The organism is Candidatus Phaeomarinobacter ectocarpi (assembly GCF_000689395.1).
Classification (GTDB): domain Bacteria; phylum Pseudomonadota; class Alphaproteobacteria; order CGMCC-115125; family CGMCC-115125; genus Pyruvatibacter; species Pyruvatibacter ectocarpi.
Map to the genome: position 1 here is coordinate 815,176 of NZ_HG966617.1, position 14,920 is coordinate 830,095.

The following is a 14,920-nucleotide window of genomic DNA, read 5'->3' on the forward strand; positions in this document are numbered from 1 at the left end:
ACGAGTATCTTCAATGTCTAAGACGCGCTGGCCTTCTGGCCTGTGGCGGGAGCCGCTCGTCCATTTTCTGCTAGCGGCAGCCTTCATTTTTGCGCTCTACGCCTGGGTCGGCGACGACGACCAGGAGAGTGGTCGTATTGTGGTGTCGCTTGAGCAGGTGGAACAGCTGGCCCTGGTCTGGCAGAGGACATGGAATCGTCCTCCCACCGATGAAGAACTTCAGGGGCTCGTCCGAAATTACATCAAGGATGAAGTGTACTACCGCGAGGCGCTCAAGCTTGGCCTTGATGTCAATGATCAGGTCATCCGTCGTCGGCTGCGGCAGAAGCTTGAGTTCTTCGCTACTGAATCCGCCGTACAGGAGTTACCATCCCAAGAGGTCCTGAAGGCGTGGTTTGATCAGAACGCCCAGCGCTATGAGTCCCCGCCCACTTACACTTTTGCGCAGGTCTATTTTACGGCCCTTGATACCTCCCGAATTGAGGAGGCGGCAGCACAACTGGCTGACGGCGTTCCACCATCAGACCTCGGCGATGCAATCGCCTTGCCCCAGGACATGGATGCAGCCACATCAAATGCGGTGACGCGGGTGTTCGGTGAGAAGTTCGCCGAAGCACTGGCATCCTTGCCTGCCAATGAATGGTCCGGCCCGGTCGAGTCGGGACTGGGGTATCATCTCGTCCAGCTCTCAGCATCCACCCCGTCCCGCCCGGTTGCCTTTGCAGAAGTGCGGCGACAGGTAGAACGCGATTGGCTCGGCGAAGAGCGCGCGAAGGCAGAGGATGCAGCCTATGCGGCCATGAGCGCTCAGTATGAAATCGAAATCGAAGGTCAGGCCGAATGAGGCCAGCGGGTGTTCTGTTTCTTGTTTGCGCCGCAGCCGCCGCATTTTTTGCGAGCGCTGGATTGTCCAATGTCGCGCACGCGCACGAACTCAGGCCTGCATATCTTGAAATCAACACCTCAGATGACCTGAGCACTGCTGACATACGGTATGACCTTGTGTGGAAGGTGCCCAAACGACAGGGGCGTCCGCTCTCGGTTGAGCCGCAGTTCCCTCCGGATTGCGCCATTGAAGGGCAGCCACAACGGCTCAATGACGCAACCACCCTGCGCGTCAAATTTTCCCTGGTGTGCGAGGAGCTTCTGATCGGCAGGCCAATCCGGTTTCAAGGCCTGGATGGCACACTCACGGATGTGCTCATCCGAGCAACGACGGGTGACAAGGTTCAGACCGCCCGTGCCACACCTCAAGAGCCGTCTATTGTGCTGGAGCAGGGACCGCAGGCGTCAGGCGCCGGGTGGACATATTTCTGGCTGGGCGTCGAACACATTCTCATGGGGTATGACCACCTGCTCTTCGTGCTGGCGCTGCTTTTTTTGATTACCGGCTTCCGGCGGCTGATTGAGACCATTACCGCTTTCACCGTGTCGCACTCATTGACCCTTGGCATGACAGCCATGGGATGGGTGAGCCTTCCCTCGGCGCCTGTTGAAGCGATCATCGCCCTGTCGATTGTGTTTCTGGCCAGAGAGGTCGCCATACGTGCCCTTGCAGGTGACGATCATGTGCCGCGACTGTCAGAGCGCCTTCCCTGGGTTGTGGCCTTTGCATTCGGGCTTCTCCACGGATTTGGCTTTGCCGGGGCCCTTCAGGAAATCGGTTTGCCGGAAGGCGCAGTTCTGGTTGCGTTGCTGACTTTCAATCTTGGCGTCGAAGCAGGCCAGATTCTGTTTGTGCTTGCCGCCGGCTCTGTGCTGGCGGTGGTCAGCCGCGTGGCCTCGCGTCGGCTTGTCGAGCTGCCGATTACCTATGGTATCGGCATCGTTTCGTGTGTCTGGCTAATCGAGCGATTGCCACTTTAGGCGCACCCCTTGCCCCCACCTCCCACAATGGGGTAATTCCGCACCCAATGGCGTGCTCATTCGTCAGGGGCTGGGTCTTGTTTTCTCAAGACATTCTTCCGGAATTCGCAGATTTCTGACTGCTTCCGCACCCCGGCGGGCATGGCGACCGCTTTGTCACAATGCAAGTTTGAGGGTTTTTCATGGATTATCTGGACAAGGACGGCATCCGTATTGCGGCGCCGCTCGTGGAATTTGTCGAAAGCAAGTGCCTTCCGGGCTCGGGCGTTTCAGCCGACGCGTTCTGGAAGGGAGCGGCTGACATCTTCAAGAAGTTCTCGCCGGAGAACGATAAGCTTCTGGCATTCCGTGAAGAGCTTCAGACCAAGATCGACGCCTGGCATGAAGCCAACCCCGGCCCGATTACCGATGCACCGGCCTATGAGGCATTCCTGCGCGAGATCGGTTACCTCGTGGATGAGCCTGCCAAGTTCAGCATCACTACAGAGAATGTGGACCCTGAGATTGCAACCATGGCCGGCCCCCAGCTTGTTGTGCCGTCTCTCAATGCGCGCTTTGTGCTGAATGCCGCCAACGCGCGCTGGGGTAGCCTGTATGACGCGTTCTATGGCACCGATGCCTTGCCCGGCGAAGCCAAAGGCCCAGGCTATGACGAAGAGCGCGGTGCACAGGTTGTTGAAAAGGCCAAAAGCCTCCTCGACGAGTTCGCGCCGCTCGCCTCCGGCAGCCACAAAGACGTAACAGGCTACAAAATTGAAGGTGGTGCCCTGACGCCGGCTCTCAAGGACCCGTCTCTGTTTGCTGGTTTCACCGGTCTGCCAGACGCACCGGAATCCGTTCTGCTCAAGCACAACGGTCTGCACATTGAAATTTTGATCGACCGGTCCACGAATGTTGGTTCAACAGATGCTGCGGGCGTCACCGACATCTTGATGGAAGCAGCACTCACCACCATCGTCGACCTGGAAGACTCGGTTGCCGCTGTTGATTGCGCCGACAAGATCGACGCCTACACAAACTGGCTCGGCCTCATGAAGGGCGACCTTGTTGAAAGCTTCGACAAGGGTGGCAAAACGCTGACCCGTAAGCTGGCCTCTGACAAGGACTTCACAACGCCAGACGGCAAAGCGGCAACTCTGCAGGGCCGCAGCACGCTGCTCGTCCGCAATGTCGGCCATCTGATGAAAACGGAAGCTGTGCTTCTGGAGGATGGAAGTCAGGCACCTGAAGGCGTGCTCGATGCTCTCATCACAAATCTCATCTCGCTGCAGGACGTTGGTCCCAATGGCCGACGCGTCAACAGCCCGGCCGGCTCCATCTATGTTGTGAAGCCGAAGATGCACGGTCCGGACGAAGTGGCGTTCACTGACAGCCTCTTTGCAGCGGTGGAAGACCTGGTTGGTCTGTCACGCGGCACCATCAAGGTCGGCGTCATGGACGAAGAGCGTCGCACGTCTGCTAATCTGGCGGCCTGCATCAAGGCTGTGTCCGGTCGCATCGTGTTCATCAACACGGGCTTCCTGGATCGCACCGGCGACGAAATGCACACCAGCATGAAAGCTGGTCCAATGATCCTCAAGGCGGACATGAAAGCGTCCGACTGGATCCAAGCCTATGAAGAACGCAACGTCGCTATTGGTCTGGCCTGTGGTCTGTCCGGCAAAGCGCAGATCGGCAAGGGCATGTGGGCGGCACCTGATCGGATGGGCGACATGCTGGATCAGAAGATTGGCCACCCCAAGACCGGTGCCAACACCGCTTGGGTACCAAGCCCGACGGCGGCAACGCTTCACGCCATTCATTACCACCAGGTAGAAGTAATGGGTCTGCGTGATGAGATCGCCAAGCGTCCCACACCGTCCCTCGAACGGTTGCTGTCGGTCCCGCTTGCCAAGGATACCAATTGGCCGACAGATGTTGTTGAGCGTGAGCTTGAAAACAATGCTCAGGGCATTCTGGGTTACGTGGTGCGGTGGATCGATCAGGGCGTTGGGTGTTCCAAGGTGCCCGACGTCAATGACATCGGCCTCATGGAAGACCGGGCAACGCTGCGTATCTCATCCCAGCACATGGCCAACTGGCTGATGCATGGCATCTGCACACCGGCGCAGGTTGATGCTGCGTTTGAACGCATGGCTGCCAAGGTGGATGGCCAGAACGCAGGTGACGCGGCCTATGAGCCGATGGCACCCAAGTTTGACGGCCTGGCCTACGAAGCGGCTAAGGCGCTCGTGTATCAGGGTGCTGTTCAGCCCAGCGGATATACAGAGCCGCTGCTGCACGCCTATCGGGTCAAAAAGAAGGCGTCCTAAGCCGAGCTTCTAGCTACCCTGTCACCCACAAGAACCCCCGCCGGACGTAAATTCCGGCGGGGGTTCTGCTGTTTTGCGGCAAATGAGGCGCCCATTTCAACGACTTACTGGTCAAGTCAGGTTTCCTTACTATATAAAAGTGACAAAAAGTCATTCGAGGAAACTGAGGATCACCCCATGAGCGACGTCAAAGAACTGGTCGACTTCGATTCTGATGCCCTGCGCGAAAAGTACCGTGCTGAACGCGACAAACGTCTGCGGACAGATGGCAATGAGCAGTACCGCGAAGTTACAGGTGAACTGGAGCAGTATCTCGAGGACCCCTATGTGGAGCCAGGGTTCTCCCGCGACCCACTGACTGACGAAGTTCAGGTAGCGGTGATTGGCGGTGGCTTCGGCGGGTTGCTTGCCGGTGCAGAACTGCGCAAGGCGGGCATCAAGGACCTGCGGATGATCGAGAAGGGCGGCGACTTCGGTGGTACCTGGTATTGGAACCGCTATCCCGGTGCAGCGTGCGACATTGAAAGCTATGTCTATCTGCCGCTGCTCGAAGAAACCGGCTTCATCCCCTCGGAGAAGTACTCGCGTGCCTCTGAAATTCTGGAGCACAGCCAGCGCATCGCCCGGCACTTTGACCTCTATGACAACGCCTGCCTGCAAACAGAAGTGACAGACATGTGGTGGGACGAAGACGCATCACGCTGGGTGATTGAAACCAATCGCGGCGACAAGATGCGCGCGCAGTTTGTCATCATGTCCAATGGTCCGCTGCATCGGCCAAAGCTGCCAGGCATCAAGGGTGTTGAAAGCTTCAAGGGACATTCGTTCCACACCAGCCGTTGGGACTACGCCTATACGGGGGGCGCGCCGGAAGGTGGCCTGAACAAGATCAGCGATAAGCGCATCGGCATCATCGGCACCGGCGCAACTGCAGTGCAGTGCGTGCCGCATCTTGCAGCGGGTGCCAAGCAGCTGTTCGTGTTCCAGCGCACGCCATCCTCCATTGATGTGCGCAACAACAAGCCCACAGATCCTGAGTGGCACAAGTCACTGGAGCCGGGCTGGCACAAGCACCGGATGGAGAATTTCAACATTCTCGTCTCCGGTGGTTTTGCCGCAGAAGATCTGGTGAATGACGGCTGGACCGACATCATCCGCAACCTGCTCTTCATCGCCAGTCAGGGTGACAACAAGAACCTGTCCCCCAAGGACCTTGCAGATCTCGCTGAACTCGCTGACTTCAAGAAGATGGAGCAGGTACGCGCCCGCGTGGACGAGATCATCGCTGACCCGAATACTGCTGAAGCGCTCAAGCCCTGGTATCGCCAGTTCTGCAAACGGCCATGCTTCCACGATGAGTATCTGCAGGCCTTCAACCGCCCCAATGTCGAATTGGTTGATACGGAAGGCAAGGGCGTCGACAAGATTACCGAAGGTGCTGTTTGGGCCAACGGCAAGGAATATGAGATCGATTGCCTGATCTATGCCACAGGCTTTGAGGTCGGCACGGAATACACCCGCCGCGCGGGCTATGACCTCAAGGGTCGCGGTGGCGTTACCTTGTCTGACAAATGGAAAGACGGCATGCGCACGCTCTACGGCATGAATGTGCGCGACTTCCCCAACGTCTTCATCATGGGACCAGCACAGGCAGGCTTCACGGCCAATTATCCCCATCTCCTGATCGAGCAGGCAGGTCACATTGCATATGTTGTTGACGAGGCCAACAAACGGCAGGCTCGAACTGTTCAGCCTACGGAAGAAGCGGAGAGTGCCTGGGTCCAGGAAATCATCGACAACGCCGCATTGCGCCGCAGCTTCCTCGAGGAGTGCACGCCGGGGTACTACAACAATGAAGGTAAGCCCGCGGATCGCAGTGAGCAAAACAACGCATATGGTGCAGGGTCTGTGAAGTACTTCGAAATTCTCGAAGGATGGCGTGCCACTGGCAAGCTGGAAGGTCTTGAGCTGGCTTAGCAAAAAGAGCTGATGATTAGGGGCAGTGTCGAGTGCAGCTGCCGCGGTCATGAGCTAAATCCCAGCATTGACTTGGGTATCGGCCCGCTGCCGCAATGCAGCGGGCCTTTTTTGTGTCCTTAAGTTGGGGGCAGGCATGGGCAATGGGTATTGTGGGTGTGCGGGTTGTGGAGGGTCACTCCGGCGAGAGCTCAGAGTTGTGCCAGATCATCTGGCGCGTTGATGTTGATGAATGAGCCATCAAGATCACCTGCTTGCACCTGAATGACCGAAGCACCGGCATCCTCCAATAACCCCATCATTGAAAGTGATTTTCCAGCCTGCAGCCTGTCTTCAACTTTGGAAAAGACTGACACCGGCCACATGGCACAAGCCGCCTCAATGCCGCGCGGTGTTTCCAAAACGGCCGGAGACGTTTGTCCGTGTGAGGAGAGCAGGCGCACCAGATTGCGTGGCAGCAGTGGCACGTCGCATGGCGCGGTCACCACGTGGGTGAAATCGTTTCCAAGCGCCCAGCTCAGTCCCGCAGCCAGACCCGCAAGGGGTCCTTTGGTTGCGTGTGCCCCATCTTCGAGCAGGGGACAGGCAAGAGTGTATGTCTGATTGGCCCCTGCAATCGCAATGGATGCGACCTGAGGGCCCAAGCGGTCAGCCACATGGGCGATCATGGGGCGACCTTCGATCACAGTCGCAGCCTTGTCGGTGCCAAAGCGACGGCTGGCACCTCCCGCCAGAATGATCCCTGCAATCCTCGTCACCAAGTCACGTTGGTCCTTGTCCATCACGCGCCGCCTTGGCCATGTCCAACGGCCAGAAGACATACCTTCACGTAAGTTTTATTTTAGAACGGACAATGTTATAGTGCTATAGTCTCGCCAACCTGAGGCATCCTTGAGCAAAAGGTCAAAGACCGCGTGATTGATCCATTCGGCCGTAGTGTCACCTATCTGCGTCTGTCCGTGACAGACCGATGCGATCTGCGCTGCACATACTGCATGTCCGAGAAGATGACGTTCCTGCCAAAGCGGGATCTGCTCACGCTTGAGGAACTCGACCGCCTTTCGACGGCATTCATCACCAAGGGCGTGAGGAAGCTGCGCATTACCGGCGGTGAGCCGTTGGTGCGTAAAGATGTCCTCAACCTCATCGACAGCCTTTCAAGACATTTGAAATCTGGCGCACTTGATGAGCTGACACTGACTACAAATGGCACACAGCTGAAAAACCATGCCGCCCGACTGGCGCGCGCAGGTGTGCGGCGCCTGAACGTCTCGATTGACAGCCTGATCCCGGAAACCTATGCGCGGGTAACGCGCGGTGGTGATCTTGGGGGCGTGCTTGACGGCATCAAGGCTGCCACCGATGAAGGTATGCAGATCAAGATCAATGCAGTGGCCCTCAAACAGGACAACGCAGACGAGCTTGGTGACATGATCGAATGGGCCCACGGCGAAGGCCATGACTTCACGGTCATTGAAGCCATGCCCATGGGGGAGATCGGCGAAGATCGGTTTGACCAGTACATTCCTCTAAGCCTCATTCAGGAACAGTTTGAAACCCGCTGGCAGTTGACGCCATTGGCCCACCGCACCGGTGGCCCTGCTCGCTACGTTCGGGTTGAGGAAACAGGTGGTCAGCTCGGTTTCATTACACCGCTCACCCATAATTTTTGCGAAGGCTGCAACCGGGTGAGGCTGACATGCACAGGCCAGCTCTATATGTGCCTTGGTCAGGAAGACAATGCCGACCTAAGAGCGGTCATGCGTGACAATCCAGATTCAGACGAAGCGCTTGCATCCGCAATTGATGAAGCAATTTCTCGCAAGCCCAAGGGCCATGATTTTGTGATCGACCGCCCGGGCAGCGCTCCGGCAGTCCCGCGACACATGTCCGTGACAGGCGGCTAGCCTCCCACAATTCCATCCACGAGATTTAGGTCCCGTGGGGATTGACCGCGGCTTGAACATTGAGACAGGTTCGCTGATGCAATGGTCTGGGGAGGACCAATGGCCGACCTGTCACAAAATTCAATGGATGCAACGGACCGCGTTTCACTGGACCAGCGCGCGCTCGAAATGGAGCAGGCGCAGCTTCTGTTCGACAGGGCGCGCTCGTCGGCCGTAAGCGTATTTGCGCTCGTGGTGATGTTCTCCTTCATCATGGCATTCGTGATTGGTCCTTACAAAGCCGGTGTCTGGTTTATCATCGCAAGCGCCATGATTGCGGTGACAATTGCTCAGCCGCGACTGTTCACACCGCCTGGCATTACATCCGCGAACACGCAGACCTATCTGCTGGTCCACACGGTCATTTCCGGCATTACTGGTGCGGTCTGGGGCATCGGGGCTGCATGGATGGCGGATCCTGATGTTCTCATCAGTGTTTACACGGGGGTTGTCATGGTACTGACAATTACCCTGGGAGGAATTTCGCCACAGTCGGCCTTCCGGCGCTCCTATGTGGCATTGGCAACCATGACAATGCTGCCCTTCGCCGCCTGGATTTTGTTCGCCGTGCCCTGGCCCGTAAATGCCAATGGAATTGGTGTGGTTGTGGCCTATGCATTCTTTATGGCGGTCAGCGCCCGGGTGGAGATCGGGACGCGAGACCTGATCGCCGCCAAGCGCAACATTGAATTGACGGACGAACTGCGCCGTCAGCGTGACGCCGTGCAAAAGGCCAATGAAGAGAAGACCCGCTTTCTCGCTGCGACCAGTCATGACCTTGCACAACCACTCCATGCACAGGGGTTTTATCTGTCCGCCCTGCGCGCAAAGACGCAGGACGCAGACGCATTGGCGCTGATCGACAAGGTGTCAGAAAGCTGGCGCAGTCTTGGTCAGCTGCTTGACGGGTTGGTTGAAATCAACCGTTTGGACGCCGGCGCTGTTGTGCCAAATCTCGCGGCAATTGATCTGCGCTCCCATACAGAACGGGTGATTCATGGCTTCGAAGGCATAGCGTCCCAAAAGAACATCAAGCTGAGTGTGAAGGGCGCCGATGTGAGTGTTACGGCTGATGCAGCGCTCCTCTCAAGGGTGATAGGGAACCTGCTGTCCAATGCCATCAAGTTTACACCCGATGGTGGGCAGGTTTCGGTCTATTGGAGCGTCGGCGGTATGAAAGCGCGGCTCACCGTCAATGACACAGGCGGCGGCATTCCACCTGAGGCCCTCAATTCGGTCTTCGACGAGTATGTCCAGTTGGGAAACCCGGAGCGTAACCGGGAAAAAGGTTTGGGCCTGGGCTTGTCCATTGTTCGCCGTCTGACCGATTTGATGGGTGTTACCGCGACCCTGACATCCACGCCAGGACAGGGGACACAGGCCATTCTCGAAATCCCTTTGGCTGCAGAAGCCGCAGAGCTGACGGCTGATGTCGAAAAGCTGGTTTCAAAAGATCGCCAGCGGATTAGCAGCCTGAAGGTCTTGATCGTTGACGATGAAGAAGCAATCCGGCTGTCAATGTCAGAGGTTCTGACGAGTTGGGGCTGCGAAGTCTATTGCACCGACGGCCGGGATGACGTCATTGAATTTCTCGATCGCATGGACGCAACGCCTGACGTCATCATTGCTGACCATCGTCTGGGCAGTCACACAGACGGGAGCTACGTGATTGAGAAAGTGCGTGGTGAGCTGAACGATGTCGTGCCTGCCATCCTGATGACAGGCGATTCAGGCCTTACACTGTCAAATGAAGAGGGCGAGGCAACTCAACTCTTGTTTAAGCCCATCGACCCGGTTGCATTGCGGACTGCTCTGCTTGCCAGCTGGTCTGCAAAGCCAAAGACCGACTGAACCAGATTGTCCCCTAGGAGACCAACCCCAGCGCCCGCGCTTTGCTGACACATGCTGTGCGGCGGGTGACGCCCATATGCCGAAAGATGCCACTCACATGGCTTTTGACGGTGTTCTCGCTGATGTTGAGTATCTGCCCGATTTCCCTGTTTGTGCAGCCTTCAGCCATAAGCGTCACAACTTCCATCTGCCGCGCACCCAAATTGTCTTCCGGGCTGACAGGCGCGCCTGCTGGATCGCTTCTTTGTGGCACCGGATGTGCTTCCACCTGACGCCAGATGTTGTCCGGAACATAGATGTCATCCTTGAGAGCGGCCTCGATAGCCTCCTTCAACACAGCCGAAGACGCTGACTTGGGAACGAAACCATTCGCCCGCGCTTGCATTATCTTGTCGATAGGAGGTGCCGTATCAATCCCGGATACAACCAGTGCTGGGGTGGATGGGCTGCGGGCCTTGAGTGCCATGACAAAGGCAATGCCATTCATTTCACCCATCACGAGGTCGGTGATGAACAGGTCGAACTTGTCACCGCTCTCAAGCGCATTGATGGCCTCAGCGGGTGTCCCAAACGGGGTGCAACGGTAGTTCGGGTCAAGAACGCGAATGACTTCGCCCAGGCCATCAAGAAACATCTGATGGTCATCTACCAACGCAATGTTGATCTCGCTCGTCACCAAAGTCTACCCCTGTTGAAGGTCCGCCGCACAGCGCGCGAGGCCTTCGCCCGCTCAGCTCAGTCTCGTCCACCGGGAGTTGCCGTCACCTTGATGACTGTATCATCGCGAAAGACATCGAGTTTGACTTTCTTGCCAAGACGCTCAGCAGTGAGAAGCCGATGAAGGTCGTCCACGCCACCAATTTCCTCGCCGTCAAATTTGAGAATGACGTCACCGGGAGCAAGCCCTGCCTGGGCAGCCGGTGAGCCAAGTTCAAACTGCGCAACACGGACCGCGCCTGACACTTTTCGGTTGAGCTCGCGTCTGAGCCGTTGCGGAAGTTCAATTGTTTGGGCACCCAGTCCCAGATAGCTGCGCCGTACTTTTCCGTATTTGAGAATCTCACCCAGGACGTACTCGGCCGTATTGGACGCAATCGCAAAGCAAAGGCCCTGCGCGCCAGCAATAACAGCCGTATTGATCCCGATCACCCTTCCATCAGGTGTGACCAGAGGCCCACCGGAATTGCCCGGATTGAGCGGCGCATCGGTTTGCAGGACATCGTCAATCAGCCGCCCTGATTGACTTCGCAAAGACCGGCCCAAAGCTGAAATAACGCCCGTGGTGACAGTGCAGTCGAAGCCGAGCGGATTGCCGATGGCAACCACAAGTTGTCCCTGCCGCAATGCCGCGCTGTCGCCAAGCTCGGCCCACTCGCGGTGCTTGCCAGGAAGTCGGACGATTGCAACGTCCGTGTCCGGATCCGCACCAACCACATCAGCGTCAACCTCGCGACCATCCGGATACACCGCAGTCAGTGATTTGGCGCCGTTCACAACATGACTGTTGGTCAAGGCATAGCCATCGGACGTAAAAACAAATCCCGAGCCGGCCCCGGAGGACAATCCTGACTGTGTCGGTCGGCCCGTCACCTGCAGATGAACAACAGATGCGGACACCGCATCCACGGCCCCGGCCACAGCTTGGCTATAAGCGTCCAGCAGATCATGTGATGATCCGCGACGCTTGCGGTTAGGCTTTTTGGCTTGGTTTCGCGGCGAAAACAGGCCCAAAGGTCGTCCTCCTGTGGTCGGCATCCCGATGTTGTTAAGCAAAATTTGGGAGCGTGCGGACATCAAGACAAGGGCAGATTAAGCATCTTCGTCATGGGTGCACTCAATTTCCAAGGGCCGAGAGCAGAATCGGTTAACCTGACTGTGCAAGAACCACGACGCCGGAAGCCCTCCGGCGATTCTCAATTTGTTGTTCACCTAAGGTCTGCAGTTCAACCCGTGTCTGTCATTCAGGAAACCCGCCCAGACCTTGAGCGACCAGAGAACCGGGAGTTGCTGGGACACTGGGAAAAAATTCGTGGCGATGCGCCTGTGCCGCTCCGCGCGCAATTTAATCCCATGGATGTCCCTCGACATCTGCCAAATCTCATCGTGCTTGAGCCAAAGGTGCCGGACAACGCCAGTGTGCGCATCTTCGGCACCGAGCTCGCGCGCCGACTGGGGTTTGATCTTACCGGCATTGATCTGTTTTCCATGTATGACGGCCAGCGCGCTCTCGAGGTGGTCGACATGATTTCTCATGTCGTCGAGCAACAGGCGATTGCTGTTGCCTACAGCGAGTGGACCACGCCGTCTGGTCATACTTTCACCACTGAAAACCTGTGGATGCCACTGGCGTCTCAGGAAGGACCTGTAAACAGGGTCCTTGGCTCTGTGTGGGAAGTGGTTGAGGCACGTGCCGATGTGGACGATTTGGGTGGTGCCCTGGCACTCGCTCAGCTTCTGTCACGGCGTGCCTACTACAAATTCTGAACGAGCCTGCCGTTCCGGCCAGCGCGAGATAGCAGCCGATATCAGTTAACTCCGAAGTAATGCAGCCGCATCAATACTCTGTGATCGGACGGAACAGTCCGACAGCGGGCGCAACTCAGGTTTTGATAGTCTTCCATGGCGGACATTGTACCACATCGGCCAGTTCTCAAAAGACCAGAGAACTCGGCTCTTCTTGCGCACTGGGACGCCTTGCGGGGCGACGCAGTTGCACCCCAGCGCTCAAGTTTCCACCCGATGGACGTGCCGCGGCATCTGCCTCGTTTGATCATGCTGGAACCTGACCTGCCTGCAAAAGCCGACATTCGGATTTTTGGGACGGAGCTCGCACACCGACTTGGCTATGATCTGACAGGTCAGGACATGTTCGATCTCTATGACAGTGACCGTGTCCATGTGGTCAGAGAACTCGTGACGTTGGTTGCTGAACAACACCTGGTAGCCGTTGGCTATACGGATTGGACCACGCCCGCCGGCCATGTGTTCACCACAGAGAATGTGTGGTTTCCCCTCATCTGTGAGGACGGCAAGGTGACACGACTCCTGGGCTCTCTGTGGGAGATGACCGCCATCGACGCGGATATCGTCAGTCTTGGAGACTCTTTGGACAAAGCTGAAAACCTGTCTGACCGCAAGTTCTACCAGTTCTAGCTGACCCGGCGCTGACCGCCTCTGCACTGGGTGTACACTGGCTCTTCAACAAGCCGTGTGTTTGTGTTTGCCTGTGTTGTGTCCATACCTACATGGACACTACGCCCAATCACACAGACCTGCTCGCCTGCGGAGAAGAGCCATCCCCATGTCCGACACGATGAAAGCATCAGACCTTTTCGTTCGCTGCCTTGAGGAAGAAGGCATTACCCACATTTTCGGTGTGCCCGGCGAGGAGAACGCCGACTTCATGATGTCGCTGGAAGGATCTTCCATCCAGTTCATCCTCACGCGCCACGAGCAGGGTGCCGCATTCATGGCGGAAGTGTATGGCCGGCTGACAGGCAACCCTGCCGGCTGCCTTGGAACTCTGGGCCCTGGAGCAACAAACCTCATTACGGGTGTGGCTGACGCGAACATGGATCGCGCACCCATGCTGGTGTTGACGGGGCAGGGGGCAACGGCACGGCAACACAAGGAAAGCCACCAGATCATGGATGTGGTGGGCATGTATGAGCCGGTGACCAAATGGGCCTACTCTGTCAATCACGCGGACGCCATTCCGGAAATCATTCGCAAGGCGGTGCGGCTTGCGCGCACGGAAAAGCCCGGCGCCGTGCTTGTCGAACTGCCCGAAGACATTGCCAAGCATGAAACAGATCGCACGCCGATGCAGCCGCGCCGTTTCAGACGCCCCGGCCCGGATGACAAGATCACGGATCGTGCATTTGATATGATCCGCAATGCAAAGCGGCCGCTCATCCTTGCGGGCAATGGCGCCATCCGCAAGCGCGCGTCGTCCCAGCTGCGCACCCTTTGCGAGACGACCGGCATCGGAGTCATGTCCACGTTCATGGGCAAGGGTGCCGTTGATATGGATGCCGACTACTGCCTCTACACCATTGGCCTTGGTCAGCGGGATGTGGTGTCACTTGCCATAGACGATGCGGACCTCATCATCACGCTTGGCTATGACATGGTGGAGTATCACCCCAAGCTGTGGAACCCGGGCGGCAAGAAGGACATCATTCACATTGACTTCCTGCCGGCTGAAATTGACCGCAACTATCATCCCAAATGTGAGCTGATAGGCGATGTGGCGCATTCCCTGTGGATGCTGAATGAGCGCATCTGGCGGCACCGTGACGAGTTGTCGTTTGACCTGGAGCCGCAGCGAAAAATTCGCGCGCGCATGAAGGAAGAACTCGAGGCGCATTGCGACGATGACACCGAAGGGTCCATCCGTCCGCAAAAGGCCCTGTGGGATGTCCGTCAGGCACTCGGCAAGGATGACATTCTCTTGTCCGGCGTGGGCGCTCACAAAATGTGGATCGCCCGCCACTATCAATGTCACGAGCCGAACACCTGCCTCATCCCCAATGGCTTTTGCTCAATGGGCATGCCTCTGCCCGGCGCCATTGCAGCCGATATGGTCCACCCCGACCGCAGAATATTTGCCATCGCAGGCGATGGGGATTTCATGATGAACGTGCAGGAAATGGAGACGGCATCACGCATGAAGTCGAACATCACTGTCATGGTGTGGGAGGACGGTGGTTACGGCCTGATCTCCTGGAAACAGGAAAACGAGTTCAATCGTCACACCAATCTGAGTTTTACCAATCCTGACTGGATGAAGCTTGCGGACAGTTTTGGCTGGCAGGGACAGTATGTGCCCAATTCGCGCGACCTCAGGGCGGCGCTGGATAAAGCCCTGGAACATGAGGGGCCGTCTCTTGTTGTGATTCCAATCGACTACCGCGAGAACGCGCTGTTGACGGAACGTCTTGGCCAGATTGACGTAACGATCTGACG

General features: G+C 57.2%; 12 protein-coding genes. 9 read left to right on the top strand and 3 right to left on the bottom strand.

From position 1 onward, the window contains the following. Positions 1–13: 13 nt before the first annotated feature. The 4 genes from BN1012_RS03885 to BN1012_RS03900 all read left to right on the top strand — a co-directional run bounded on the left by BN1012_RS03885 (position 14) and on the right by BN1012_RS03900 (position 6,155). Positions 14–844 (top strand): peptidyl-prolyl cis-trans isomerase, encoded by an 831-nt coding sequence (locus tag BN1012_RS03885; protein WP_043948604.1) that lies wholly within the window; start codon positions 14–16, stop codon positions 842–844. After that, positions 841–1,866, top strand: a complete 1,026-nt coding sequence (locus tag BN1012_RS03890) for a HupE/UreJ family protein (RefSeq protein ID WP_052534517.1) — start codon at positions 841–843, stop codon at positions 1,864–1,866. Before BN1012_RS03885 ends, BN1012_RS03890 begins: the two co-directional genes overlap by 4 nt. 182 nt (positions 1,867–2,048) lie before the next feature. Continuing rightward, positions 2,049–4,178: a malate synthase G gene (locus BN1012_RS03895; RefSeq protein WP_043948605.1), complete on the top strand. Its 2,130-nt coding sequence runs from the start codon at positions 2,049–2,051 to the stop codon at positions 4,176–4,178. A gap of 177 nt (positions 4,179–4,355) precedes the next feature. Next, positions 4,356–6,155: a flavin-containing monooxygenase gene (locus tag BN1012_RS03900; RefSeq protein ID WP_043948606.1), complete on the top strand. Its 1,800-nt coding sequence runs from the start codon at positions 4,356–4,358 to the stop codon at positions 6,153–6,155. 191 nt (positions 6,156–6,346) lie between these two features. Here BN1012_RS03900 and mobA read toward each other — a convergent pair whose 3' ends face one another. Continuing rightward, entirely contained in the window at positions 6,347–6,937 is a 591-nt protein-coding gene (gene mobA / locus BN1012_RS03905; RefSeq protein WP_043948607.1) for a molybdenum cofactor guanylyltransferase, read from the bottom strand. 105 nt (positions 6,938–7,042) lie between these two features. Between mobA and moaA the strand changes: the two genes are divergently transcribed. Next, positions 7,043–8,062 (top strand): GTP 3',8-cyclase MoaA, encoded by a 1,020-nt coding sequence (gene moaA / locus BN1012_RS03910; protein ID WP_043948608.1) that lies wholly within the window; start codon positions 7,043–7,045, stop codon positions 8,060–8,062. Positions 8,063–8,161: 99 nt separating this feature from the next. Then, the gene (locus BN1012_RS03915; RefSeq protein ID WP_043948609.1) at positions 8,162–9,952 is read left to right on the top strand and encodes an ATP-binding response regulator; all 1,791 of its coding nucleotides are present in this window, start codon (positions 8,162–8,164) and stop codon (positions 9,950–9,952) included. 13 nt (positions 9,953–9,965) lie between these two features. Here BN1012_RS03915 and BN1012_RS03920 read toward each other — a convergent pair whose 3' ends face one another. Continuing rightward, the gene (locus tag BN1012_RS03920; RefSeq protein ID WP_043948610.1) at positions 9,966–10,628 is read right to left on the bottom strand and encodes a response regulator transcription factor; all 663 of its coding nucleotides are present in this window, start codon (positions 10,626–10,628) and stop codon (positions 9,966–9,968) included. 59 nt (positions 10,629–10,687) lie between these two features. Continuing rightward, entirely contained in the window at positions 10,688–11,683 is a 996-nt protein-coding gene (locus BN1012_RS03925) for a S1C family serine protease (RefSeq protein ID WP_171815904.1), read from the bottom strand. A gap of 219 nt (positions 11,684–11,902) precedes the next feature. Between BN1012_RS03925 and BN1012_RS03930 the strand changes: the two genes are divergently transcribed. The 3 genes from BN1012_RS03930 to BN1012_RS03940 all read left to right on the top strand — a co-directional run bounded on the left by BN1012_RS03930 (position 11,903) and on the right by BN1012_RS03940 (position 14,918). Then, on the top strand, positions 11,903–12,436 hold the full coding sequence (locus BN1012_RS03930; RefSeq protein WP_043948611.1) for a PAS domain-containing protein: 534 nt from the start codon (positions 11,903–11,905) through the stop codon (positions 12,434–12,436). A 135-nt stretch (positions 12,437–12,571) separates the two neighbouring features. Then, positions 12,572–13,105 (top strand): PAS domain-containing protein, encoded by a 534-nt coding sequence (locus tag BN1012_RS03935; protein WP_081826198.1) that lies wholly within the window; start codon positions 12,572–12,574, stop codon positions 13,103–13,105. A 148-nt stretch (positions 13,106–13,253) separates the two neighbouring features. Next, a complete protein-coding gene (locus tag BN1012_RS03940; protein ID WP_197538339.1) occupies positions 13,254–14,918 on the top strand; it encodes an acetolactate synthase large subunit in 1,665 nt (554 codons plus the stop codon). The last annotated feature ends 2 nt before the right edge of the window (positions 14,919–14,920 follow it).